Genomic DNA, 24358 nt, shown 5'->3' with positions numbered 1-24358 from the left:
ATGCGCGTTTTCAGGGCATTGAAAACGCATCCGTAATATTCCAATGTAGTCAATCATTTAACACAAGACAGCAAGTCGCAGACAGTACAGATGCCATATCAACTCAGATCCAAACACAGATATTTCAGTTCCAAATATTCGTCCATTCCATATTTGCTACCTTCTCTGCCTAAGCCGCTGGTTTTGATTCCGCCAAACGGTGCCACTTCATTGCTGATTAAACCCGTATTGATGCCGACCATGCCGTATTCCAAGGCTTCCGATACCCGCCATTGGCGTGCGGTATCTTGCGTAAATAAATAAGCCGCCAAGCCCGATTCGGTATCATTGGCCTGCCTGATCACATCTTCTTCGGTTTCAAACTTAAAAATGGGGCAAAGCGGCCCGAAGGTTTCTTCTTTCGCCACCAACATAGCTTCCGTTACGCCGCTCAACACCGTAGGCTCGAAAAAGGTACCGCCCAAACTGCTGCGCTTACCGCCGGTTAAACATTCCGCGCCCTTCTCCAGCGCATCGCGGATATGTTCTTCCACTTTGGCCACCGCTTGCTCGTCAATCAACGGCCCCTGCTGAACGCCGTCATCCAAGCCGTTGCCCAGTTTCAGACGGCCTGCTTCGCGGGCAACCCGGCGGCAGAGTTCGTCATACACGCCTGATTGTGCGTAAATGCGGTTACTGCATACGCAAGTTTGCCCGCTGTTGCGGAATTTGCTGAGCAAAACCCCTTGCACGGCTTTATCCAAATCGGCATCGTCAAACACTATCAAAGGTGCATTGCCGCCCAGTTCCAAACTGAGTTTTTTGATATGGTCGGCACTTTGGCGGTAAATTTTCATACCGGTTTCGGTCGAACCTGTAAAACTGATTTTTCTTACCACCGGATTTCGGGCAAAAACCGCGCTAAGCTCTGCCGCTTTGCCGTTAACCACTGCAAACAATGCTTCGGGCACGCCCGCCTCATAAGCCAATAATGCCTGCGCATAAGCGCTCAAAGGCGTTTGGCTGGCGGATTTCACAATCATTGCACACCCCGCAGCCAATGCCGGTGCGGCCTTGCGCGTGATCATGGCGGCGGGGAAATTCCACGGAGTGATGGACGCTGCAACACCCACCGGCTGTTTAATCACCATCAGCTTTTGGCTTTGCTTGACGCTCGTGAGAATATCGCCATCCACCCGACGCGCTTCTTCGGCAAACCAGCGGATAAAACCGGCGGCGTAGTCGATTTCGCCCAACGATTCGGTAAGGCTTTTACCCTGCTCCATCGTCATGATGCGCGCCAAACTTTCCTTGTTGGCTTTGACCAAACGATACCAATTCCACAAAACATCGGCACGCTCCAAAGCGGTTTTCGCCGCCCACTCTTTTTGCGCGGCATGTGCTTTGGCAATCAGTTCGCCCAACATTTGCGGCGTGGTCATACGCACATAGGCGATGGTATCGCCCGTGGCCGGATTTTTTACCGGCAGGCCGTCTGAAAAAGATTCAAACTTAATATCAGGGTGTTTCAACAACTGCAGAACGGTTTTCATGATACGACTCTCGGCAATAAACAGGCGCAACCGCCTCATCTAGCCATTCAACTTAACTTTTACTAGCGCGTTGCCGCTTTGTATTAAAAATAAGTTGATCGGCTTATTCAATCTGTTCAAAGTGTGCTGGCGGGGTGGTTTTTCGGTATAAAAAACGCAAATGCCCGAGGAAAATGCGCGTTAAGCAGCAGGCCGTCTGAAAACACACCCCGAACACAGTATAAATTAATTTCAGACGGCCTCACAGCATACACCCATTCCACTGAAAGCATGGCATAATTAACTGACAATAAAACAAAAAACAAAGGAAGAAATCATCATGGAACGGTTCGACTTCAGCTACGCCCCATTCAACTACTTAAGCAACCCCGAGCGCGTTGCCCTGCAAAAATCGGTCAACATCTCGTTTTTTCACGACAACGAAACCATTATCCGCCCCGACGAACCCATCGAATTTCTGTATGTCGTTATCAAAGGCTTGGTAAAAGAAATCGGTGCCGACGGCGATGTCGTCTCCCTCTACCACCCCCGCGACACCTTTGAAGCCCGCGGCCTGATCGAAGGCATCAGCCACCACCAGTTCGTAGTGGAAGAAGAAGCGCTGGTCTACACCATTCCCAAAGCCGTAGTGCTCGAAATCATCGATTCCAACCCGCGCTTCGGAGCCTATTGCTACACCAGCGTGGCCGACAAATTTGCCAGCCTTTCCAACACCAAAAACGAAAGCGAATTTGAAAGCCTGTTTACCGCCAAAGTCCGTGATGCCTACCGCAACAAACCCGTTTGGCTCGAAGGCAGCGACACCATTTTCCACGCCGCCGGCGTATTGAAAGAACGCAAAACCAAATCCGCATTGGTACGCCACGAAGGTAAAATCGGCGTGTTCACCGAATCCGCCTTCCGCGACATCGTCATCGCCGGAGCACCGTCAGACGAAGCCGTACACAAATGGACAGCCTTCAATCTGATTTCCGCCGACATCGACGATTTCGTGTTCAACGCCTTGCTGCGCATGATGCGCTACCAAATCCAGCGCGTTGTAGTAGAAGAAAACGGCATCCCCATCGGCACGCTCGAACAAATCGACGTATTGGCTTATCTCTCCAACCACAGCCATTTGGTCGCACAGCGTTTGGAGCGCGCCAAAACCATAGACGAGTTGGTAGATATCTCCGGCCAGATGACCGATTCGATCCGCCTGTTGCGCAACAACGGCGTGCGGGCCCCGCAACTGGCCGAGTTAATGCAGGTGCTCAACAGCAGCCTGTTTGAAAAAGCGTGGCGCATCCTCGCACCGGCCGAACTCTACGACAAATCCTGCCTGATCGTGATGGGTTCCGAAGGGCGCGGCGAACAAATTCTCAAAACCGACCAAGACAATGCCCTGATTCTGCACGAAAGCGTCGACCCCGATCTCGCCGCCGAAATAGCCGCCCAATTTTCACAAACGCTTACCCGTCTCGGCTATCCGCCCTGCCCCGGCAATATCATGGTCAACAACCCCCAATGGCGCAAACCGTTGCCCGAATTCAAAAAAATGGTCAGCAGCTGGTGCCACAATGCCAGCGGCGAAAACATGATGAACCTCGCCATTTTTATCGATGCCAAAGCCGTAGCCGGCGACACCTCCATGCTGGCCGAAGTCAAAGAACATCTGCAAAAAGTGATGGTTAACGACGTAGGCATGCTGATGGCCTTTGCACGCGCCGTCGATCAATTTGAAAGCCAAAGCAAAGGCTTTTTCTCCCAACTGCTCAACCGCGGCCAAGCCGAAAAAATGGACATCAAAAAAATGGGGCAGTTTCCCGTTGTTCACGGCATCCGCGCCCTCAGCCTCGAAGCCCGCATCGAAGAAACCAATACGTTCGAGCGCATTCACCATCTCGTCCAACTGAACGTTATCGACGAAGCATTAGGCAAAGACGTTGCCGAAGCCCTCAGCTACATCATGGACTTACGCCTGAGCGCCAACCTCGCCATCCTGCACAACGGCGGCTCCGGCACCCCCAACCAACTCGATTTCGGCAACCTGTCCACGCTCGAACGCGACCTGCTCAAAGATGCGCTGCAAGTCGTTAAGCGGTTTAAAAACGTGATCCGCCACCACTTCCACATCACTTCGTAATCAGGGGTGCCGTCTATGTTTAAAAAATTCTTGCAGGGCAGAGAGCGCAAAAAACTCACCGACCCGTATTACAGCTTCCTTTTCGACGAACACCCCGACGAATGGGTGAGCTTCGACTGCGAAACCACCAGCCTCGACGTAAAAGAAGCCGAAATCCTATCCATCGGTGCCGTTAAAATCCGCAAAAACCAAGTATTGGTGAGCGAATCGTTTTATGTGCTGGTTAAGCCCGAAAACCCGATGAAAGCCGCCAACATCAGCGTACACGGCTTAAGGCCGAAAGACCTTTCAGACGGCATCCCCGTGCAAGAAGCCATCAAGCAGCTGCTCGAATTCATCGGTGGCCGCGGCTTGGTAGGCTATTACTTGGAATACGACGTCGCCATGGTCAACAAATTTCTCAAACCCATGATCGGCATCAAACTGCCCAACCCGCAAACCGATGTATCTTCACTCTTCCACCGCTGGCAGCAAAAAGAAAACATCCACGACGGTTACGTTGACCTGCGTATGGACACCATGCTGAAAAAACTCAAACTCACCGGCCTGCCCCGCCACGACGCGCTCAACGACTCCATCAATGTTGCATTGATGTACCTGCTGTTGAAACAAAGGCTGCGCTAAAACAGCAATCAAAACCGACTTGTGTCTCAGTATTAGAACAGCCTGTTCAAAATCTCTGAGATGCAAGTCGGTATTGTTTGGTTAATCTATAAAGACAAAGGAAAAGAAAAGATTGAGGCCGTCTGAAAAACCGATAACCTTCAACCGCAACACATCAGCCGCCCATTGCGCCCGCTCGGTGTGGTCATCAAATTCACAACAGTTGGAGATTAAGATATCGCGGCTTGACGCTTTGGTAGCAATCAAACTTTTCAAGCACAAAAGAAATTTTCAGACGGCCTCACAGATTTAACGCATTCAGAAACCGACCATAGCCAATCCAGTTTAAGCACAATTCGGCTGCACGTTTCCAACAGGCAAAAAAATAACCGCTTGAGAGCGGTTTTTTTATGGTGCCCAGGGTCGGACTCGAACCGACACACCTTTCGGCGGGGGATTTTGAGTCCCCTGCGTCTACCAATTTCGCCACCTGGGCAGGTGAGAAGAGTTGGCTATTATAGTGATAAAAAAATTCCTGTAAAGCCCCAAATATGTATTAATTGCCTCAAAATTTACAATTCATTGAAAATAAATAAAATTAAAACATCTATTTTTTAACCGAAGCAAACGATTCTGCCTTAAACGGGGTTGCTGCCCTTATGGTCGGAATCAAAATCTGCCCCGAAGGTTTAATCAAGGCCTGATTAATTTAATGCGATTGCGTATTTTCTTCAACATCTACACAGGCAAACGCGTTAAGATAGCCTTCATTTACCCTACTTGTTTTGGAGTGAGACGACATGAATCCGATTACCCGAAATTTCGTGCTTGCTGCGTGCGTATTGGCTGCTTTGAATGCCTGTACGCCTCAGGAAAACGCTCCTGCGGCATCGCAACCTGTCCCCGAACAGGTTTCAGAGCCTGCCCGTGCCTCTGCGGGTTTTCACGGCACGGACATGGGCAAAGAAGATATCGGCGGTAATTTCACGCTTACCGACGGCGACGGAAAAGTGTTTAATCTCGACGATTTAAAAGGCAAAACGGTTATTCTTTCTTTCGGCTACACCCACTGCCCCGACGTATGCCCTACCGAGCTTTTAACATACAGCGACACCATCAAGCAACTGGGCGGCGATGCCAAAGATGTGGCGGTGGTTTTTGCCAGCGTCGATCCCGAGCGCGACACGCCCGAATTAATCGGCAAATACGTTAAGCAGTTTAATCCCGGCTTTATCGGCGTAACCGCAACCGAAGGGCAGGACTTACCTTTGATCAAGCAGCAATACCGTGTTGTATCGGCCAAAGCGCAGCAGCAATCTGAAAAGGTTTATCTGGTTGACCACTCTGCAGGGGCTTATCTGATTGATAAAAACGGCGAAGTGGCGGTATTTGAGCCTTACGGAAGCACGGCACAACAGATTGCAGACGATATCCGCATCTTGCTAAAATCATAACCCGTCCGAAGAGGCCGTCTGAAACATTTTCAGACGGCCTGAAACCATCATTTCTTTATACATCATGCAAGAAAACCAACTGACCATCGCCCTTTCCAAAGGCCGTATTTTTGATGAAACCCTGCCGCTGCTGGCCGCCGCCGGCATCGTGCCGCTCGAAGAACCGGGCAGCTCGCGCAAACTGATTATCGGCACCAACCTGCCCAACGTGCGCTTGGTGATTGTGCGCGCCAGCGACGTGCCCACTTATGTGCAATACGGCGCGGCGGATTTCGGCATCGCCGGCAAAGACGTATTGATCGAGCACGGCGGCGACGGCCTGTATCAGCCGCTGGATTTGCAGATTGCCAAATGCCGCATGATGGTTGCCGTGCGCAAAGGTTTTGATTATGCCGTCGCCTCACAGCCCGGCAACCGTTTGCGCGTTGCTACTAAATACCCCGACATCGCCGCCGAACACTTCGCCGGCAAAGGCGTACATGTGGACATCATCAAACTTTACGGCTCGATGGAGCTTGCTCCGCTGGTCGGCTTGAGCGACGCGATCGTCGATTTGGTATCTACCGGCGGCACGTTGAAGGCCAACAATCTCGAAGCGGTGGAGCATATCGTGGATATTTCCAGCCGTTTGGTGGTCAACAAAGCAGCGTTGAAAGTCAAACACGCACTTATCCAGCCGATTATCAATGCGTTTGCCGAAGCGGTAGAAAAACCGTAAAGAGGCCGTCTGAAAAGCCGCTGTTACACGTTTCACTTTAAATTAGACTACCCCATGAACATCACCTCAGATAAAAAACTGGCCGTCTTAATCGATGCCGACAACGCCCCCGCCGACATCATCGACCGCCTGCTGGCCGAAATCGCCAAATACGGCATTGCCAGCGTCAAACGGATTTACGGCGACTGGAGCCACGGCCTTTCCAAATGGAAAGCCGCTCTGCTGCCGCATGCCATTATCCCCGTGCAGCAATTCGCCTACACCAAAGGCAAAAACGCCACCGACATGGCCTTGGTGATCGACGCGATGGACTTGCTTTACAGCGGCAACTTCGACGGCTTCTGCATCGTATCCAGCGACAGCGACTTCACCCGCCTCGCCAGCCGTCTGCGCGAAAGCGGCCTTACCGTTTACGGCTTCGGCGAAAAGAAAACCCCCGAAGCCTTCCGCAAAGCCTGCGACAAATTCATCTACACCGAAATCTTCCGCCCCGAAAAACGCACGCCGGAAAAAAACAAAAACAGCGGCAAAACCAAAACGCAGAACGAACCTGCCGAGAATACCGGCCAGCAAGCCGACCTTTCCAAACTGCTCACCCGCGCTGTCAAAGAAAATGCCGACGACCTCGGCTGGGCCAACCTCGGCCCCATCGGCAGCTACATCAACAAAACCAACCCCGATTTCGACCCGCGCCTCTACGGTTTCGGCAAACTTTCCGACCTGATCAAATCGCTTGATTTGTTTGAATACCGCACCGACAACAATCAAATCCAAGTGCGCAGATATCCGAATCCGGCCGAAAAAAACAACAGGCCGTCTGAAAATAAAGACAGTAAAGAAAAACAAGTTGCCGAAGCAGCCGTACCGCAAGCCCCCGCTGCCGAAACCGACAGCGGCAAACCCGCCAACAAACGCGGCAAAAAACGCCAGCAGCAAGAGCGCAAACAGCCGGAAGCGGAAACAGCCGCTATCGTACCGCCCGCACCAACGGCAGAAGCCGCCGAAACCGCCAAGCCCGAGCAGCAAGAAGCACCCAAACCCAAAAACGGCAAAGCCAAATTTACCAAGCTCATTCCTTTGGTGCAGCAAGCCGTTGACAATACTGCCGACCCGCAAGGCTGGGCACGCCTAAGCGACGTATTGAAACAGCTTGCCCCCACGGTGAACCCGCACGATTACGGCTTCGACACTGACCGCGCCCTGATTCACGCCGTTTACAGCGACTGGTTGGAAATCAAAAAAGCCGGCCGCGGCGAACGCGTGCGCGTGAACAAGCGGTTTGTGAGCAAGGATTGAATATTTTCAGACGGCCTCTTCTTGCTTTGAGAGTTGGTTATAGGCCGTCTGAAAAACTTTTATTTTTATTGAAGAATTAAAGGCAGCACATACAAATGAAACATCTTTCCACCCAATCCCCCAATTTCCAAGCCGAGCTGAAAGCGTTGCTGGCTTTTGAAACCGCGCAAGACCCGAAAATCGATCAAATTGTTGCCGACATCTGTGCCGACGTACAAAAGCGCGGCGATGCGGCGCTAATCGAATACACCAACCGTTTCGACGGCATGAATGCACAAACTATGGCCGATTTAACGTTGAGCCAAGCCGATTTGCAGGCTGCTTTCGAACGCATTGCCCCTGAAGTTCAGACGGCCTTGAAAACCGCCGCCTCCCGTGTGGAAAGCTACCACCAACACCAAAAAATGGCATCGTGGAGCTATACCGACGAAGACGGCACGCTGCTCGGCCAACAGATTACCCCGCTCGACCGTGTGGGCATTTATGTGCCCGGCGGCAAGGCGGCTTATCCCAGCTCGGTGATTATGAATGCCATGCCCGCGCATGTGGCGGGCGTGCCCGAAATCATCATGGTGGTGCCCACGCCCAAAGGCGAGCGCAACGATATTGTGTTGGCGGCGGCATTTGTGGCCGGCGTAACCAAAGTGTTCACCGTCGGCGGTGCGCAGGCGGTGGCGGCTTTGGCTTACGGCACCGAAACCGTGCCGCAGGTCGATAAAATCACCGGCCCCGGCAATGCGTTTGTGGCCGCCGCCAAACGCCGCGTGTTCGGCGTGGTAGGCATCGATATGGTGGCCGGGCCGTCTGAAATTCTGGTAATTGCCGACGGCACCACGCCCGCCGATTGGGTGGCGATGGATTTGTTCAGCCAAGCCGAACACGACGAAATCGCCCAAGCGATTCTGATTGCCACTTCGCAGCAATATTTAGACGACGTTCAAGCGGCCATGAACAGGTTGATCGAAGACATGCCCCGCCGTGCCATTATCGAGGCTTCTTTAAACAACCGCGGCGCGATGATTCTGGCCAAAGACCTCGATGACGCTTGCGAAACCGCTAACTATATTGCGCCGGAACATCTGGAATTATCGGTAGAAAACCCGCAGGAATGGGCGCCAAAAATCCGCCACGCCGGAGCGATTTTCATGGGCAAATACACCAGCGAGAGCTTGGGCGACTATTGCGCCGGCCCCAACCATGTGCTGCCCACCAGCCGCACGGCGCGTTTCTCTTCGCCGCTGGGCACTTACGATTTCCAAAAACGCAGCAGCCTGATTCAGGTTTCCGAACAAGGCGCGCAAAAGCTCGGCCGGATTGCCGACGTGTTGGCACAAGGCGAAATGCTTACCGCCCATGCCAAAGCGGCGGAATTCCGTTTGAAAAAGCTTTGATATAGATAGATATAGATAAGGTTGAAAAGGCCGTCTGAACATTTCAGACGGCCTCATTTTGAATCATTATGGAAATTTTATTCGAGCTGCTTGCAGAGTTATTTTTACAGATCGTTGCCGAAATTTTGGCCGAATTGGGGATACGTTCAGCCGATTCCAAGCGGAAACCGCGCCCGTGGCTGACGCTTATCGGATACGGCATCATCGGTGCGCTTATCGGCGGCGTCAGTCTGCTGATTTTCCCCGAACATTTCATCCGCAGCGAAGGCCTGCAAATGCTCAACTTGGTGCTGACACCAATGCTGGCAGGCGGCATGATATGCCTGATCGACCGCCAACGCGGGCGGCACACATCTTCTTCGTGGCATTTCCGCTTTCTGTGCGGTTTTATCTTTGCATTCTGTATGGCATTGGTGCGGATGTGGGCACAAACACCGGTTTGAGCCGCGCAATCCCCTTCTTCACTCACGGCCGCATAGCAACACAAACGAAACATTAGCGACTGATTTCAATCCGGTTATCAGGCCGTCTGAATGCTGATGCCTACCCTTCCCCCATTAAAACTTGCCTCTCCGCCGAAACCTTCGGCTATCCGCCGGATAATATCCACCGCGCCGCCTTCGCAAGCCAGCGGTGCATTCTGCCCTGCCCATAAAGACGTAAACTCATCCGAGCCTTGCGCTTCTGCCGCCGCTTTTAACGGTGCAGAAGCGGATTGGGCGAGCGGGAAAGGCGGTGCGGCATCGCTGATAGGGCCTGCTTCGCGGATAAAGCGGTTCACGATACCGCGGGCAAAGCCGCCGCTAAAGAGATTGGTTAACACGGTATCGGCCGCCCGTTCGCTTTGCAGGGCTTTGCGGTGGAGTGCCGAGGTGTCGGCCTCTTCCGCCAACATCAAAGCCGTACCGATTTGAACACCGGCTGCACCCAAAGCACGCGCTGCCCGTGCGGTAGCGGCGTTGCTGATGCCGCCGGCAGCTATCACCGGCACATTCACGGCAGCACAGATTTGCGGCAGCAGGCTGAATAAACCTTGCTGGCGGTTCAAATCGCGGCTGAGAAACATGCCCCGATGCCCGCCTGCTTCCAGACCTTGCGCAATGATGATGTCTGCCCCGTGCGCCTCCAGCCAACGGGCTTCTTCCACGGTGGTGGCACTTGACATCACCACAGCGCCGCTGCTTTTTACTTTGTCTAACAAAGCTGGCTCCGGCAGGCCGAAATGGAAGCTGACCACAGGCGGGCGGTATTGCATCACAATTTCCGCCTGCTCTTCGCCAAACGGCTGCCTGCCTCCGCCTTGCAGCACATCTTGTTCCGTTAAACCGAATTCACGATAAAACGGCGCGAGTGCATCCAGCCACTTTGCCTGTTGCGCCGTGTCTGCTTCGGGCTGACGGTGGGCAAAAAAGTTGACGTTGAACGGCTGATCGGTATGTCGGCGTATGGTTTCGATTTCGGCGCACAGTTTTTCAGACGGCAACATAGCAGCAGGCAGCGAACCCAAAGCACCCGCCTGGCAGGCGGCAATCGTCAGCTTGCTGCTTTGAACTCCCGCCATCGGCGCTTGGACAACCGGCAGGCGAGTATGAATAAGGCTGAGAAGGTCGGAAATGCGGCTCATCGTTTCTCCTTTGTTGTGATTGGCTGTCGAGGCCGTCTGAAAATGTTTGGCGGTTGTTTAATGCCGCGCAGTTTGAAACGGATGTTTTTACAGGCCATAAACTTGCTTCATCGTACCACACGGTAAAAAAACAGGCTGCCGTTCAACGGGCAGCCTGTGCAGTAAGATTATTTGTTGGCATTTTCCAAAGCCAGTTTTTCCTGACGATACGCTTCGGCGGCTTCTCGTTCGCGTTTGGTGGTTTGCCGCATCATGTAATAATTGATGCCGATAACCAGCGTGCCGACGATAGCAATCATAATGGTTGCCAACACGTTCATCTGCGGATCCAAACCGAGTTTGATTTTCGAGAAAATCACTTGCGGCAAGGTTGAAGAACCGGGGCCGGACAAGAACGAGGTAATCACCAAATCATCCAGCGACAGCGTGATGCCCAGCAAAAAGCCCGAAGCAATCGCAGGCGCAATCAGCGGCAGGGTAATCACGAAAAAGATTTTCAGCGGGCGCGCACCCAAATCCATGGCGGCTTCTTCCAGCGACTGATCCAACTCAACCAAGCGCGAGCGGATAATCACGGTGATATAAGCCATACACAATGTGGTGTGACCCAAGAAAATAGTGAAGAAGCCGCGGTCGAAATACAGCCAGCTCAACAATTCGCTGCTTTGCAGGAACATTTGCACCTGAATAATCAGCAACAGCATCGACAAACCGGTAATCACATCGGGCATCACCATCGGCGCGGACACCATACCGGCAAACAGCGTGCTGCCGCGGAAACGCTTGATACGCGCCAGCGCGTAGCCTGCCAAAGTGCCGAGCACTACCGCCGCAAGCGACGATACGGCGGCAATACGCAGCGACAGCCATGCCGCTTCCAAAATCGTGCTGTTGCCTGCCAACGCGCTGTACCATTTGGTCGAGAAACCGCCCCAAACCGTAACCAGCTTGGATTCGTTGAACGAATAAATCACCAAGATAACGAGCGGTATATAAAGGAACGCCAGCCCCAACGCCAACATCAGCTTGAGAAACCAAGACAATTTGTATTTAGACATTATTTGGCTCCTTCTTCGATTTCACGGTTTTCGTAGCGGTGGAACAACACAATCGGAATCACCAGCAATATCACCATTACCACGGCAACGGCGGAAGCCAGCGGCCAGTTGTTCTGATCAAAGAACGCCTGCCACAACACTTTACCGATCATCAGATTTTCGGAGCCGCCCACCAATTCGGGAATCACATACTCGCCCACCGCAGGCACAAACACCAGCATGGAGCCGGCCACGATGCCGGTTTTCGACAAAGGCAGGGTAATCGAGAAAAACGATTTCACCGGCCCCGCACCCAAATCGGAAGCCGCTTCCAGCAATCTGCCGTCCAGTTTCACCAGCTGGGTGTAAAGCGGCAGAATCATAAACGGCAGATAGGCGTAAACCATCACCAAATTCAGCGAAAACGCGTTGTAAAACAGATTCAACGGCTCACTGATAATATTGTGTTTCAACAGGAAGTTGTTGATGATGCCGTTGTGCCCGAGCAAGCCCATCCACGCATATACGCGCAGCAGAAACGATGTCCAGAAAGGCAGCATAATCGCCAGCAGCAAACCGTTGCGGTAAGCAGGATTGGCGCGCGAAATGGCGTAGGCAATCGGATAGCCCAGCAGCAGGCAGATTAAGGTGGTGGTAAGCGCCGTTTTAATCGACAGCCAATAAGTCAGCAGATAGATATTGCTGCCGTTGCCGTCTGAAAACGGGTTCAGCATCTGCCCTAAACTGCTCCAAAAGTTTTGGAAAATATCGGCATAGTTTTGATAATTCAACGCGATATTCAGACGGCCGAAATCGGGGTCGGTGGTAATCAGCGGCGAATAAGGCGGAATCGCCAGCTCTTGTTCGGCAAAACTGATTTTCAACACAATCGCAAACGGAATCAGAAACAGCACCAGCAGCCAAAGATAAGGCACGGCAATAACTGCACGCTGCCCGGGGCGGCGCAACAGCTTGCGTTTCAGGGTTTTCAATTTCATGTCGGGTAATCCTTACGGCTTAGCTGAACAACGGCGTAGGCTGGTTTTCCGGCCAGCTTACATACACGGTTTCTTCCCAAGTGGGCGGTGCGATATTGCGCACATGCCAGTAAGGTGCGGGAACTTGGCTCTTAATCACGCGGCCGTTGGCCAGCTGAACGTGATAAATGGCGAAGCTGCCCAAATAAGCAATTTCTTTCACCACGCCTTTTTCCCAGTTGTATTCGCCCAAGTGTTCCGGTTTTTCTTTGTATAAATCGATGTCTTCGGGTCGGATGCTGATCCATAAGTCTTGTTCGGAGCGGCCGCCCAAACCGTGATCGATACGGATTTTGTTTTCCAATTCGGGCAGCTGGATGATGGCGTAATCGGCGTGATCTTCCAGCACAGTGCCGTCGAAAATATTGGTTTCGCCGATAAATTCGGCGGTAAAGCGGCTGTTGGGGAAGTCATATACATCGCTGGGGGTGCCGACTTGCTGCAATTTGCCTTCAGACATAATCGCTACGCGGGTAGCCATGGTCATGGCTTCTTCTTGGTCGTGCGTTACCATGATGCAGGTTACGCCCACCTGCTCCAGCGTGTTCACCAATTCGAGTTGTGTTTGTTGGCGCAGTTTTTTGTCGAGCGCGCCCAAAGGTTCGTCAAGCAGAAGGATTTTCGGGCGTTTGGCCAAGCTGCGTGCCAAAGCCACGCGCTGCTGCTGGCCGCCTGAAAGCTGGTGCGGCTTGCGTTTGGCGAATTTGGTCATCTGCACCAAACGCAGCATTTCCTCCACTCGGGCGGCGATTTCGTCTTTGGGCATTTTGTCTTGTTTGAGGCCGAAAGCGATGTTTTGCTCCACCGTCATGTGCGGGAACAGCGCATAGCTTTGGAACATCATGTTGATGGGGCGGTCGTAGGGAGCGAGTCGGGTAATGTCTTGCCCGTCGAGAATGATTTTGCCTTGATTGGGGGTTTCCATGCCCGCCAACATGCGCAACAGCGTGGATTTACCGCTGCCCGAACTGCCCAAAAGGGCGAAGATTTCGTGTTTTTCAATATCTAAGTCGATGTGGTCGACAGCATAATTGTCACCAAACTTTTTTACCAAACCTTGTATTTGCAGATAGGGTTGGATGGTAGACGCAGGGGTTGCGTTCATAATGGCAATACTCCAGTTAATAACGAGTACCGGCAAAACGGATTTTCGCGGGGTGATAAAAAGCTGTTTGATTGCTGGTTTAAAGAGCGCACGGGCAGCATGAAAAATTTCTCAGGGCTGTGAGAAACCGGTGAAGGTTGCCGACAGCCCTGTTTTGTGAACCTGCAATTATATTAGCCTATCCCTTTGCGGGGCAATACAAAATTAAACTTTGCGGCGGTTTATGTAAATCGTGCCGAGTTTGTGTACGGCAAGGGCAACACATCTGCCCTGCCATGACAAAAAAATAAATTGCCGCCGCGCTGTAACGAGGCCGTCTGAAAATGGTGTTTCAGACGGCCTCGATGTTTATATGTAGTTGTTTATGGGCAGATGAATCGCCAATTGAATAGCGTTACAGCGTGCCGGCCGGAAACTTTTTTATTCAAACGGTTCTGCATCCGCATCTTCTGCCGCATCAGCGTTGCCGTCCATAACCGCTTTGATTTCCTGAAACAGCGCACGGAAGTTTTTCGGCGGCTTGTTCAGTTCCTGCTCTTTACGCGTATTGCGAATCAACGTGCGCAGCTTGCCGGCATCGGCATGCGGATAGTCGGCAATAAACGCCGTGAGTGCGTCGTCGCCCGCTATCAGGCGGTCGCGCGCCTGTTCCACCCGCTGCAAAAAGGCGTTATGGGCGGCATTGTCGCCGCGCAGTTTGGCCAGATAGCGTTCAATCGGTTCGGGATCGGTATCGCGCATCAGGCGGCCGATGTATTGCGCCTGCCGTTTCAACGCACCGTTGGACGTGATTTTTTTATACGTTACCACTGCTTCGTATAAATCTTCCGACAAGCCGATTTTTTTCAGCGTATCGGCGGAAAGCTTGGTCAGCTGCATACCGAGGTCTTGCAGGCTGTCCATCTGTTTTTTCATTTGGGTTTTGCTGACCCATTCTTGCTCGTTGTTGCTCATAGCGGTATCCGGTTCAATAACCGCTGCATTCTAACACAGCTCCCCGCCCTATCCCCGCCATAGCCACAATTTTGCCGCGGCCGTCTGAAAACAGTTAAAATGACACCGATTTTTTCATCGGATTACCCATGTTCAACCACAGCAAAAACGAACTGCTCGACCTTTGCGGGCAGGTGCTTTCCCTCGCCCGCGAATACGGAGCCACAGCCGCCGAAGCCGACTTGAGCGAATCGCTCGGTCAAAGCGTAAGCGTGCGCTTGGGCGAAATCGAACAAATCGAATACCAACAGGATAAATCGCTCGACATCACCGTTTATGTCGGCCAACGCAAAGGCCGTGCCAGCACCGCCGACTTTTCCCCGCAAGCTCTGAGCGACACCGTGAAGGCGGCCGTCGATATTGCCAAATACACCGCCGAAGACGATTGCGCAGGCTTGGCCGATGCCGGTTTGATGGCGCGTGAAATCGGCGATTTAGACAAATACCACGAATGGGATTTATCTGCCGAAGCCGCCGTTGTGCTTGCCAAACAATGCGAACAGGCAGCATTGAATGCCGACAACCGCATCTCTAATTCCGAGGGTGCCGCCATACAAACCGGACACTACCAATACGTTTACGGCAATTCGCACGGCTTTGCCGCCCACCAACAAGGCACGCGCCACAGCATTTCGTGCAGCGTAGTCGCATCCGATTCAGACGGCATGCAGCGTGATTATTGGTACGATGCCGCCTGCTCGCACCACGATTTGGAAGATGCCGAAAGTATCGGCCGAACTGCCGCCTACCGCACTTTAAGGCGTTTGGGCGGGCGCAGCATCGCCACTGGCAGCTACCCCGTGCTGTTCGACACCAGCGTAGCCGGCGGCCTGATCGGCCATCTCGTCGGCGCATTGAGCGGCGGCGCGCTTTACCGGCAAAGCAGCTTTCTGATTAACAGCCTCGGCAAAGCGGTATTGCCCGATTTTCTCAGCCTTCGCGAAGAACCGCATATTCCCCGCTCGTTCGGCAGCACCTATTTCGATGCCGAAGGCGTTGCCACCCGCCCGCGCTTCGTGGTTGAAAACGGCGTTATCCAAGGTTATTTTTTAAGCAGTTACAGCGCGCGCAAGCTCGGCATGCACACCACAGCCAATGCCGGCGGCGCACACAATCTGTATCTGAACCACACCCATGCGGCACAATCCGACTTGCTCAAAGAAATGGGCACCGGCCTGCTGGTAACGGAATTGATGGGGCAAGGCGTGAATATGCTCACGGGCGATTATTCGCGCGGCGCAGCGGGCTTTTGGGTAGAAAACGGCGTGATTACCCATCCCGTAGAAGAAATTACCATTGCCGGGCGTTTGCAGGATATGTATATGAATATAGTGGGCGTGGCCGACGATGCGCTGAAACGTTCCACCAATAAAATCGGCTCGGTACTTATTCAGGAAATGACCGTGGCGGGAAGCTGATTACTATAATGTCTTCCATATTGGAAACAGGCCGTCTGAACCCCTTTCAGACGGCCTGAGACCTTTGCAAAACCCCACGCCAACAAACAGCCGGAACATGATGAAGAATGTTCCGGCTGTTTGTTGGCGTGGGGTTTTGCAAAGATCTCGGCCTGTTTGATTATTGGCAAACAGCTTTGTCGATGCTGTTACTAAAAATGAATAAATAACGGATTAATTACAGAATTTCGCCACATCGGCATCGTAGCGTTTCACAAATTCTTCGCGGTTGGCAATCCGCGCCGTTTCGGCAAACTGGCGGTTCATGCGTGCAATTTTACAGTTGCCTTCTTTTTGCAGGCGGTTTTCTTCCTCAACCTTTTTATTGCGTTCTTCGATTTTTTTGTTTTCTTCGGCAATCGCGTCGCTCAATTCCTTTTGTTTGTCGGCAAGCGTGCCTTCACCTTCTGCTGCTTTCGGTGCCGCCGGCCGGATAACGGTATGGGTACGGATATTTACGGTGCCGGATTGCGAAGCTTTCAGATTTTGCGGCACATCCGAGTAGCTGTTTCCACCGCTTTTGTTTTTCCATGTGTACACTTCGGCAGTAGCCAGGCTGCCGGAAAACAGCATTCCGGAAATCAAAACTAATGGGGCAAAACGGGTAATGTGCATAGTCTTTTTTCTTTCAGTTATGTTTCAGACGGCCTTCATTGTACTGTTAAATTAAGTAAGTGTCATGATACAAAGCGCTTTTCCTGCACCGCAAAGGTTACTTTTGGTATCGTTACAACGAAACGCACCACCCAAGCGGGCACAACTTATGTCAGTTCGTTAAATTTAACGGCTTGAATCTGCCGAAAACGGGTATCAAGCGCAGGCCAAATTTGATACAATGCCGTGCATCTTGCACAAACTGAAAGCCCGAGCATCATGCGTATCGTAGAGAAAGCCTATACTTTTGACGATGTTTTACTGGTTCCCGCACATTCCCAAGTGCTGCCGCGAGACGTCAAACTCCAAACCCCCCTCACCCGCAACATCACCATCAATCTTCCCCTTCTTTCTGCCGCAATGGATACGGTTACCGAAGCCAAGCTGGCCATTTCTATGGCTCAGGAAGGCGGCATCGGCATTATCCATAAAAATATGACGGTAGAACGCCAAGCCGCCGCCGTGGCCAAAGTTAAGCGCCACGAAAGCGGCATTGTTAAAGATCCGGTAACCATTCCGCCCGAAATGCCGATTCGCGATTTGGTGGAAATGCTGTCGCGCCGCAAGCGCAAAATGTCAGGCCTGCCGGTGGTGGAAAACGGCAAAGTGGTCGGCTTGGTAACCAACCGCGACCTGCGTTTTGAAAAACGTCTCGACCAACCGGTTTCGGCCATCATGACCCCGCGCGAGCGTTTGGTTACCGTGCCGGAAGGCACCAGCATCGAAGATGCGCGCGATGTGATGCACGACCATAAAGTCGAGCGCGTATTGGTTGTGAACGAAGCGTGGGAGCTGAAAGGTCTGATTACGGTTAAAGACATTCTGAAAACCACCGAATTTCCCAATGCCAACAAAGATTCAGACGGCCGCCTGCGCGTAGGTGCGGCGGTTGGCGTGGGTGCGGACACCGACGAGCGCGTGAAAGCATTGGTTGAAGCAGGCGTAGATGTGTTGGTGGTGGATACCGCCCACGGTCACAGCCAAGGCGTGCTCGACCGCGTGCGTTGGGTCAAACAGCATTTTCCGGAAGTTCAAGTTATCGGCGGCAACATTGCCACGGCACAGGCTGCACGCGATCTGGTGGCGGCCGGTGCGGACGCGGTAAAAGTCGGTATCGGCCCGGGTTCGATTTGCACCACCCGCATTGTGGCCGGCGTGGGCGTGCCGCAGTTAACGGCAATCCATAATGTATCCGAAGCCCTGAAAGGCACGGGCGTACCGCTGATTGCAGACGGCGGCATCCGCTTCTCGGGCGACATTGCCAAAGCGTTGGCAGCCGGTGCCAGCACCGTGATGCTCGGCGGCATGTTTGCCGGTACCGAAGAAGCACCGGGAGAAATCGAACTGTATCAAGGCCGTTCTTATAAGTCTTACCGCGGCATGGGTTCGCTGGGCGCGATGAGCCAAGGTTCTTCCGACCGCTATTTCCAAGACAAACAAGACAGCACCGATAAATATGTGCCCGAAGGCATCGAAGGCCGCGTGCCCTACAAAGGCCCGATTGTGCAGATTATCCACCAGCTGATGGGCGGCCTGCGCTCGAGCATGGGTTATTTGGGCTGCGCCAGCATCGCCGAAATGCACGAGAAAGCCGAGTTTGTGGAAATCACTTCGGCCGGCATGAGTGAATCGCACGTTCACGACGTGCAAATCACCAAAGAAGCACCGAACTACCACCGCTGATATGGTACACAGGCCGTCTGAAAATATGTTCGCTTTCAGACGGCCTCGGCATTTTATACAAAACGGCCTATCTAAAATTACATGCCGCTACATCAAAACCGCTTTTAGGTTCATTGACTTCCGACAAGTTTTATATGATTTAACGGCAAAATACTCGTTTCAGACGGCCTGAAACGCTATAATCGGCAACTGTAATATTTGTAATATTATTTCACAGCAGCCCTTGTTCCGGCCGAGACCCTTCAAAGCCCGCAGATGCGTATTCACTTGAAGGCTTAACAGCACAGCGGGTGCAGACGTATCATATTAGATAGGCAAACAAGCGGGCAGCACACAACGCAGAAATGCGCCGCAGACGAGCGTTTTACAAAGGTCTCAGGCCGTCTGAAACCACCCTATTTCATTTTAATTGTTCAAAATCAGGAGATTTCCATGAGCACAATCGTTGATATTTTTGCCCGCGAAATTCTGGATTCCCGCGGTAATCCCACCGTTGAGTGCGACGTATTGCTGGAGTCGGGCGTAATGGGGCGTGCCGCCGTACCCTCCGGCGCATCCACCGGCCAAAAAGAAGCATTGGAACTGCGCGACGGCGACAAAACCCGTTATTTGGGCAAAGGCGTGCTGCAAGCCGTAGAACATGTCAACAACGAAATCGCTCAAGCCCTGATTGGCTTGGACGCATCCGAGCAAAGCTACATCGACCAAGTGATGATTGAACTGGACGGCACCGACAACAAAGGCCGTTTGGGTGCCAACGCCACTTTGGCCGTATCCATGGCCGTTGCCCGTGCCGCCGCCGAAGATGCCGGCCTGCCGCTCTACCGCTACTTGGGCGGTGCCGGCCCGATGGCCATGCCAGTACCGATGATGAACGTGATCAACGGAGGCGCACATGCCAACAACAGCTTGGACATTCAAGAATTTATGATCATGCCCGTAGGCGCAAAAAGCTTCCGCGAAGCTCTGCGCTGCGGTGCCGAAATTTTCCACGCCCTGAAAAAACTGTGCGACGAAAAAGGCTTCCCCACCACCGTAGGTGACGAAGGCGGTTTCGCGCCCAACTTAAACAGCCACGAAGAAGCCCTGCAACTGATGCAGGAAGCCGTAAAAGCCGCCGGCTACACCCCCGGCGAAGACGTATTGTTTGCATTAGACTGCGCTTCTAGCGAATTCTACAAAGACGGCAAATACCACCTGAGCGCAGAAGGCTTGGCCTTGAGCAGCGAAGAGTTTGCCGACTACTTGGCCAAACTGGTCGATACCTACCCCATCGTTTCCATCGAAGACGGCATGGACGAAAACGACTGGGCAGGCTGGAAGCACCTGACCGAAAAACTGGGCAAAAAAGTACAATTGGTCGGCGACGACTTATTCGTTACCAACCCGAAAATTTTGGCCGACGGCATCGAACAAGGCATCGCCAACGCTCTCTTGGTAAAAGTCAACCAAATCGGCACATTGAGCGAAACCCTCAAAGCCGTCGAACTGGCCAAACGCAACCGCTACACCAGTGTGATGAGCCACCGTTCGGGCGAAACCGAAGACAGTACCATCGCCGATTTGGCCGTTGCCACCAACTGCATGCAGATCAAAACCGGCTCCCTGAGCCGTTCCGACCGCATGGCCAAATACAACCAATTGCTGCGCATCGAAGAAGAATTGGCCGAAGCCGCCTACTACCCCGGCAAAGCCGCCTTCTACCAACTGGGCAAATAATTAAAGGTATCTAATATATGAAGTGGGTTACCCTGGTTTTAATTACCGCGCTGGCATGGTTCCAATACAGCCTTTGGCTCTCCAAAGGTGGTTGGCGCGATATGTGGCGTCTGCAAGACCAAGTTGCCGCGCAGGAAGAAAAAAATCAGGCACTGACTTTGCGTAACAATGCCCTTACGGCAGAAGTAAACGATTTGGCCGAAGGCCAAGATGCCATAGCCGAAATTGCACGGGTGGATTTAGGCTACATCCAAAACGGAGAAACCTACTACCGCTTGGTTTACCGCCGCTAAGGCATCAAACCGCAATCAGGAGGCCGTCTGAAAACTTTTCAGACGGCCTCCCTCTTATTACCCACCGTTAACCGTAAAATTTTAACCCATTGAATTATTTAAATATAAACAAATAAAAAACACGCCGTCACAGTGTAAATCACGCCGGAAAATTTGAGATTTACACCAACTGTCGGTACAATCGCACCCTGTTTTGCTTACTTAAAAAGAGAAAGATATGAGCCTGATCAGCGAAATCTTGCCTTTATCACATATTGTGCTGGATTTAGAAGTCAGCAGTAAAAAACGCATATTCGAGCAAGCCGGGCTGCTGCTTGAAAACGAAGCCGGATTAGCCCGCGCAGATGTGTTCGACTGCCTGTTTGCCCGCGAAAAACTCGGCACCACCGGCTTGGGTCAAGGCGTGGCCATTCCCCACGGCCGCCATGCTTCGGTTAAAAAAGCCGTAGGTGCATTCATCCGCACGCAAGAACCCGTGGCATTCGATGCGCCCGACGGCAAACCCGTTTCTCTGATTTTCGTGCTGTTGGTACCCGAAAACGCCACCGGCGAGCATCTTGAAGTGCTGTCGAAACTGGCAGGCAGATTCTCCCAAAAATCAGTACGCGAAGCATTGATGGCTGCCACATCTGCCGAAGAAGTGCAGCAGCTTTTAAAAGAAGAGTAAACAATGCCCAGCATATCAGTACGCCGCCTTTACCAAGACAACCAGCACAAGCTGCAACTGGCTTGGGCAGCAGGAACGGCGGGCGCCGACAACCGTATCGGCGTTGAGGCCGACAAGCCCGTTTTGGCGCTGGTCGGCCATTTGAATTTTATCCACCCCAACCAAGTGCAGGTTTTGGGCGTAGCGGAAGTCGAATACCTGCAACGCATGGAGGCCGGAGAAACCGCCGCCGGTTTTTATCAGCTTTTCGATCTGCCCATGTCGCTCGTTATCGTGGCGAACGATCTGCCCGTGCCGCCCGTGCTGCGCGACTACTGCCACACCAATAACGTGCCTTTGCTGATGTCCAAACGGGAAAGCCCGTATCTGATGGACGTTTTGCGCATTTACCTGCAACGCGTATTGGCCGTATCCACCATCAAACACGGCGTGTTTCTCGACGTGTTTGAAATCGGCGTATTGATCACCGGCCAATCCGGGCTGGGTAAAAGCGAGCTGGCGTTGGAGCTGATTTCCCGCGGTCACAGCCTGATTGCCGACGATGCGGTAGAGCTATACCGCACAGGCCCCGAAACCCTCGACGGCCGCTGCCCGCCGATGCTGCGGGATTTTCTGGAAGTGCGCGGGTTGGGCGTGCTCAACGTCCGCCACATTTTCGGCGAAACTTCCATCCGCCCCAAAAAAATACTTCAATTAATCATCAATCTGGTTCCGGCCGACGACGAATACATGAAACGGCTCGACCGCCTGAGCATCCGCTCCGAAACCGAATCCATTTTAGATGTTAACGTGCGTTCCGTTACCCTGCCCGTCGCCATCGGCCGCAACCTCGCCGTATTGGTCGAAGCCGCCGTGCGCAACTATATTCTGCAGCTGCGCGGCAAAGACAGCACCAAAGAATTTTTGGAACGCCACCAAACCATGCTGAAAGAAAACGAATCCGGCCATGAAAATAGTATTGATTAGCGGGCTTTCCGGCTCCGGCAAATCCGTTGCGCTCAAACTTCTCGAAGACTTAGGCTATTACTGCGTCGATAACCTTCCCATCGGCCTGCTGCCCGACTTGGTAACATACCACACCGAAAGCAGCGAAGTTTCCCAACTGGGTATCAGCATCGACATCCGTTCCCGCATCGACATCAAAGAAGCCGAAACACAAATCCGGCAGTTGCGCCAACAGGGTCATGACGTAGAAATTCTGTTTCTCGAAGCCGAAGAAAGCGTGCTGATCCGCCGTTTTTCCGAAACCCGCCGCAGCCACCCCCTTTCCGGGCAAACCCTCACCCTGCTCGAAAGCCTGCAAAAAGAAAGGGCTTGGATTTTCCCCCTGCGCGAGCTGGCCTATTGTATCGACACCTCCAAAATGAACGCCCAGCAACTGCGCTACACCGTTCAACAATGGCTGAAACTCGAACGCAACGGCATGTTGGTGATTTTAGAATCATTCGGCTTCAAATACGGCGTACCTTCCAACGTTGATTTTCTTTTCGACATGCGCAGCCTGCCCAACCCCTATTACGATACCGAACTGCGCCCGTACAACGGCATGGACAAACCGATTCAAGACTATCTCGGCCAACAGCCCGCCGTGCAAGAAATGATTAACGACATCAGCAACTTCATGAGCCGCTGGCTGCCCCAAATGCAGGTAGAAAGCCGCAGTTACGTTACCATCGGCATCGGCTGCACCGGCGGGCAGCACCGCTCGGTGTATGTAGTCGAACAGCTTGCCAAACGGCTGCAAGGCCAATACGAACTGCTTGTGCGCCACCGCCAACTTATCCGATTGGCAGAGCGTTAACTATCTTTTCAGACGGCCTCTTGCACCGGAGGCCGTCTGAAAGCTTAAAACAAAACAATATGCTATAATTACGGCATTCATTCAGGCAGCCTTTGTCGGGCTGCCTGATTACGTTATTCGGCCGATTACGGGCAATAAACCAACCCGAAATAAAGCAGCACTATTTTCAGACGGCCTCCTCACAAAACACATACCCATAGCAAACCCATTTGCTATCCATATCGATAAAAGAGCAAAACATTATGGCAATCCAATGGTTTCCCGGCCACATGAACAAGGCGAAAAAAGCCATCGCCGAGCGCATCAAAAGCATTGATATGGTGATTGAAATGCTCGATGCCCGCCTGCCCGCCTCCAGCGAAAATCCCCTGCTGGCACAACTTTCGCGCGGCAAACCCAAGCTCAAAATCCTCAATAAACAAGACCTTGCCGACCCCGAACGCACCGCCGTTTGGCTCGATTACTACAACAACAAGCCCGACACCCAAGCCATCGCTCTCGACTCTTCCGAGCAAGGTGCCACCGCCAAAATCACCCGCGCCTGCCGCAACATGATGCCCAACCGCGGCGGCATCGACAAACCCCTGCGCGTACTCATCTGCGGCATCCCCAACGTCGGCAAATCCACCCTGATAAACGGCATGATCGGCAAAAAATCCGCCAAAACCGGCAACGAACCCGGCATCACCAAAGCCGAACAACGCCTGTTTCTCGCCGACGACTTCTGGCTCTACGACACCCCCGGCATGTTGTGGCCGAAAATCATCGTAGCAGAAAGCGGCTACAACCTCGCCGCCAGCGGTGCCGTAGGCCGCAACGCACTCGACGAAGAAGAAGTCGCCCTCGAACTGCTCGACTACCTGCGCCGCCACTACCTGCCCCTGTTGCAGACACGTTACCAAGCCGACAAAGACCCCAGCAGCCATTGGAACGACACCGAATGGCTCGAATGGATCGCCAAAAAACGCGGAGCCGTATTAAGCGGCGGACGCATCAACTACCAAAAAACCGCCGAAAACATCCTTACCGATTTCCGCGACGGCCACATCGGCAGAATCACGCTCGAAACGCCGAACCAATGGGAAGCATGGCTCAAAACAGCCAAACAGAAAGAAGCCGAATTGAAAGCCTTGCGTGAAATGCGCAAAGCAGAGCGTAAAAGATAGCAT

General features: G+C 52.8%; 22 protein-coding genes and 1 tRNA gene. 15 read left to right on the top strand and 8 right to left on the bottom strand.

Annotated features, from left to right (window positions below):
• Positions 1-98: 98 nt before the first annotated feature.
• Complete coding sequence (locus LVJ88_RS02365; RefSeq protein ID WP_085418675.1) at positions 99-1532, bottom strand: NAD-dependent succinate-semialdehyde dehydrogenase; 1434 nt, start codon at positions 1530-1532, stop codon at positions 99-101.
• Positions 1533-1851: 319 nt separating this feature from the next.
• Here LVJ88_RS02365 and LVJ88_RS02360 point away from each other — a divergent pair, with 319 nt between their 5' ends.
• Together LVJ88_RS02360 and LVJ88_RS02355 are read left to right on the top strand one after the other, a co-directional pair.
• Positions 1852-3657 (top strand): DUF294 nucleotidyltransferase-like domain-containing protein, encoded by a 1806-nt coding sequence (locus LVJ88_RS02360; RefSeq protein ID WP_085355764.1) that lies wholly within the window; start codon positions 1852-1854, stop codon positions 3655-3657.
• A 15-nt stretch (positions 3658-3672) separates the two neighbouring features.
• A complete protein-coding gene (locus LVJ88_RS02355) occupies positions 3673-4281 on the top strand; it encodes a 3'-5' exonuclease (protein WP_085418674.1) in 609 nt (202 codons plus the stop codon).
• Positions 4282-4671: 390 nt separating this feature from the next.
• On the opposite strand, the gene LVJ88_RS02350 is transcribed toward LVJ88_RS02355, so the two are convergent.
• A tRNA-Leu gene (locus tag LVJ88_RS02350) sits at positions 4672-4756 on the bottom strand.
• Between the two features lie 304 nt (positions 4757-5060).
• Between LVJ88_RS02350 and LVJ88_RS02345 the strand changes: the two genes are divergently transcribed.
• From LVJ88_RS02345 to LVJ88_RS02325, 5 genes are all read left to right on the top strand, one after another.
• The gene (locus LVJ88_RS02345; RefSeq protein WP_085418673.1) at positions 5061-5714 is read left to right on the top strand and encodes an SCO family protein; all 654 of its coding nucleotides are present in this window, start codon (positions 5061-5063) and stop codon (positions 5712-5714) included.
• 64 nt (positions 5715-5778) lie between these two features.
• A complete protein-coding gene (gene hisG / locus LVJ88_RS02340) occupies positions 5779-6432 on the top strand; it encodes an ATP phosphoribosyltransferase (protein WP_085418672.1) in 654 nt (217 codons plus the stop codon).
• Between the two features lie 54 nt (positions 6433-6486).
• Positions 6487-7728: an NYN domain-containing protein gene (locus LVJ88_RS02335; RefSeq protein ID WP_085418671.1), complete on the top strand. Its 1242-nt coding sequence runs from the start codon at positions 6487-6489 to the stop codon at positions 7726-7728.
• 95 nt (positions 7729-7823) lie between these two features.
• Positions 7824-9119, top strand: coding sequence for a histidinol dehydrogenase (gene hisD / locus LVJ88_RS02330; RefSeq protein ID WP_085418670.1), 1296 nt, complete (start codon positions 7824-7826; stop codon positions 9117-9119).
• Between the two features lie 68 nt (positions 9120-9187).
• On the top strand, positions 9188-9562 hold the full coding sequence (locus tag LVJ88_RS02325) for a hypothetical protein (RefSeq protein ID WP_085418669.1): 375 nt from the start codon (positions 9188-9190) through the stop codon (positions 9560-9562).
• Positions 9563-9639: 77 nt separating this feature from the next.
• Here LVJ88_RS02325 and LVJ88_RS02320 read toward each other — a convergent pair whose 3' ends face one another.
• From LVJ88_RS02320 to yjgA, 5 genes are all read right to left on the bottom strand, one after another.
• Positions 9640-10743, bottom strand: coding sequence for an NAD(P)H-dependent flavin oxidoreductase (locus LVJ88_RS02320; protein WP_085418668.1), 1104 nt, complete (start codon positions 10741-10743; stop codon positions 9640-9642).
• Between the two features lie 167 nt (positions 10744-10910).
• Positions 10911-11801, bottom strand: coding sequence for an ABC transporter permease subunit (locus LVJ88_RS02315; protein WP_085418667.1), 891 nt, complete (start codon positions 11799-11801; stop codon positions 10911-10913).
• Positions 11801-12778: an ABC transporter permease subunit gene (locus LVJ88_RS02310; protein WP_085355753.1), complete on the bottom strand. Its 978-nt coding sequence runs from the start codon at positions 12776-12778 to the stop codon at positions 11801-11803. The genes LVJ88_RS02315 and LVJ88_RS02310 overlap by 1 nt, the downstream gene beginning before the upstream one ends.
• 19 nt (positions 12779-12797) lie before the next feature.
• Complete coding sequence (locus LVJ88_RS02305) at positions 12798-13922, bottom strand: ABC transporter ATP-binding protein (RefSeq protein WP_085355790.1); 1125 nt, start codon at positions 13920-13922, stop codon at positions 12798-12800.
• A 420-nt stretch (positions 13923-14342) separates the two neighbouring features.
• Positions 14343-14876: a ribosome biogenesis factor YjgA gene (yjgA, locus tag LVJ88_RS02300; RefSeq protein WP_085355752.1), complete on the bottom strand. Its 534-nt coding sequence runs from the start codon at positions 14874-14876 to the stop codon at positions 14343-14345.
• A gap of 128 nt (positions 14877-15004) precedes the next feature.
• Here yjgA and pmbA point away from each other — a divergent pair, with 128 nt between their 5' ends.
• Entirely contained in the window at positions 15005-16333 is a 1329-nt protein-coding gene (gene pmbA / locus LVJ88_RS02295) for a metalloprotease PmbA (RefSeq protein WP_085418666.1), read from the top strand.
• A 213-nt stretch (positions 16334-16546) separates the two neighbouring features.
• Here the strand turns inward: pmbA and LVJ88_RS02290 are convergent, their stop codons facing one another.
• Entirely contained in the window at positions 16547-16987 is a 441-nt protein-coding gene (locus LVJ88_RS02290) for a DUF4124 domain-containing protein (RefSeq protein ID WP_054599610.1), read from the bottom strand.
• Positions 16988-17245: 258 nt separating this feature from the next.
• On the opposite strand from LVJ88_RS02290, the gene guaB reads away from it, so the two are divergent.
• From guaB to ylqF, 7 genes are all read left to right on the top strand, one after another.
• Positions 17246-18709, top strand: a complete 1464-nt coding sequence (gene guaB, locus LVJ88_RS02285; protein WP_085355750.1) for an IMP dehydrogenase — start codon at positions 17246-17248, stop codon at positions 18707-18709.
• A 432-nt stretch (positions 18710-19141) separates the two neighbouring features.
• Positions 19142-20428 carry a phosphopyruvate hydratase gene (gene eno / locus LVJ88_RS02280; protein ID WP_085418665.1) on the top strand — a complete coding sequence of 429 codons (1287 nt, stop codon included), beginning with the start codon at positions 19142-19144 and terminating at the stop codon, positions 20426-20428.
• Between the two features lie 17 nt (positions 20429-20445).
• Positions 20446-20721, top strand: a complete 276-nt coding sequence (ftsB, locus tag LVJ88_RS02275) for a cell division protein FtsB (protein ID WP_085418664.1) — start codon at positions 20446-20448, stop codon at positions 20719-20721.
• 217 nt (positions 20722-20938) lie between these two features.
• Positions 20939-21388, top strand: a complete 450-nt coding sequence (gene ptsN / locus LVJ88_RS02270) for a PTS IIA-like nitrogen regulatory protein PtsN (protein ID WP_054599606.1) — start codon at positions 20939-20941, stop codon at positions 21386-21388.
• Positions 21389-21391: 3 nt separating this feature from the next.
• Positions 21392-22354 carry an HPr(Ser) kinase/phosphatase gene (gene hprK / locus LVJ88_RS02265; protein ID WP_085418663.1) on the top strand — a complete coding sequence of 321 codons (963 nt, stop codon included), beginning with the start codon at positions 21392-21394 and terminating at the stop codon, positions 22352-22354.
• The gene (rapZ, locus tag LVJ88_RS02260) at positions 22335-23189 is read left to right on the top strand and encodes an RNase adapter RapZ (RefSeq protein WP_085418662.1); all 855 of its coding nucleotides are present in this window, start codon (positions 22335-22337) and stop codon (positions 23187-23189) included. Before hprK ends, rapZ begins: the two co-directional genes overlap by 20 nt.
• Before the next feature lie 242 nt (positions 23190-23431).
• Positions 23432-24355, top strand: a complete 924-nt coding sequence (gene ylqF, locus LVJ88_RS02255) for a ribosome biogenesis GTPase YlqF (protein ID WP_085418661.1) — start codon at positions 23432-23434, stop codon at positions 24353-24355.
• Positions 24356-24358: the final 3 nt, after the last annotated feature.

The sequence above is a fragment of the Neisseria dumasiana genome, from assembly GCF_022870885.1.
Classification (GTDB): domain Bacteria; phylum Pseudomonadota; class Gammaproteobacteria; order Burkholderiales; family Neisseriaceae; genus Neisseria; species Neisseria dumasiana.
The sequence above is the reverse complement of the archived record's forward strand: the minus strand, read 5'-3'. Positions and strand labels throughout refer to the sequence as shown.

Excerpts from the sequence above, each read along its gene's own strand:
- LVJ88_RS02305 (WP_085355790.1), bottom strand. The coding sequence starts at position 13,922 with ATGAACGCAACCCCTGCGTCTACCATCCAACCCTATCTGCAAATACAA.
- pmbA (WP_085418666.1), top strand. The coding sequence starts at position 15,005 with ATGTTCAACCACAGCAAAAACGAACTGCTCGACCTTTGCGGGCAGGTG.
- LVJ88_RS02365 (WP_085418675.1), bottom strand. The coding sequence starts at position 1,532 with ATGAAAACCGTTCTGCAGTTGTTGAAACACCCTGATATTAAGTTTGAA.
- LVJ88_RS02355 (WP_085418674.1), top strand. The coding sequence starts at position 3,673 with ATGTTTAAAAAATTCTTGCAGGGCAGAGAGCGCAAAAAACTCACCGAC.
- ylqF (WP_085418661.1), top strand. The coding sequence starts at position 23,432 with ATGGCAATCCAATGGTTTCCCGGCCACATGAACAAGGCGAAAAAAGCC.
- ptsN (WP_054599606.1), top strand. The coding sequence starts at position 20,939 with ATGAGCCTGATCAGCGAAATCTTGCCTTTATCACATATTGTGCTGGAT.
- LVJ88_RS02335 (WP_085418671.1), top strand. The coding sequence starts at position 6,487 with ATGAACATCACCTCAGATAAAAAACTGGCCGTCTTAATCGATGCCGAC.
- hprK (WP_085418663.1), top strand. The coding sequence starts at position 21,392 with ATGCCCAGCATATCAGTACGCCGCCTTTACCAAGACAACCAGCACAAG.
- rapZ (WP_085418662.1), top strand. The coding sequence starts at position 22,335 with ATGAAAATAGTATTGATTAGCGGGCTTTCCGGCTCCGGCAAATCCGTT.
- hisG (WP_085418672.1), top strand. The coding sequence starts at position 5,779 with ATGCAAGAAAACCAACTGACCATCGCCCTTTCCAAAGGCCGTATTTTT.
- LVJ88_RS02345 (WP_085418673.1), top strand. The coding sequence starts at position 5,061 with ATGAATCCGATTACCCGAAATTTCGTGCTTGCTGCGTGCGTATTGGCT.
- eno (WP_085418665.1), top strand. The coding sequence starts at position 19,142 with ATGAGCACAATCGTTGATATTTTTGCCCGCGAAATTCTGGATTCCCGC.
- LVJ88_RS02325 (WP_085418669.1), top strand. The coding sequence starts at position 9,188 with ATGGAAATTTTATTCGAGCTGCTTGCAGAGTTATTTTTACAGATCGTT.
- LVJ88_RS02290 (WP_054599610.1), bottom strand. The coding sequence starts at position 16,987 with ATGCACATTACCCGTTTTGCCCCATTAGTTTTGATTTCCGGAATGCTG.
- LVJ88_RS02320 (WP_085418668.1), bottom strand. The coding sequence starts at position 10,743 with ATGAGCCGCATTTCCGACCTTCTCAGCCTTATTCATACTCGCCTGCCG.
- ftsB (WP_085418664.1), top strand. The coding sequence starts at position 20,446 with ATGAAGTGGGTTACCCTGGTTTTAATTACCGCGCTGGCATGGTTCCAA.
- hisD (WP_085418670.1), top strand. The coding sequence starts at position 7,824 with ATGAAACATCTTTCCACCCAATCCCCCAATTTCCAAGCCGAGCTGAAA.
- guaB (WP_085355750.1), top strand. The coding sequence starts at position 17,246 with ATGCGTATCGTAGAGAAAGCCTATACTTTTGACGATGTTTTACTGGTT.
- LVJ88_RS02310 (WP_085355753.1), bottom strand. The coding sequence starts at position 12,778 with ATGAAATTGAAAACCCTGAAACGCAAGCTGTTGCGCCGCCCCGGGCAG.
- LVJ88_RS02315 (WP_085418667.1), bottom strand. The coding sequence starts at position 11,801 with ATGTCTAAATACAAATTGTCTTGGTTTCTCAAGCTGATGTTGGCGTTG.
- yjgA (WP_085355752.1), bottom strand. The coding sequence starts at position 14,876 with ATGAGCAACAACGAGCAAGAATGGGTCAGCAAAACCCAAATGAAAAAA.
- LVJ88_RS02360 (WP_085355764.1), top strand. The coding sequence starts at position 1,852 with ATGGAACGGTTCGACTTCAGCTACGCCCCATTCAACTACTTAAGCAAC.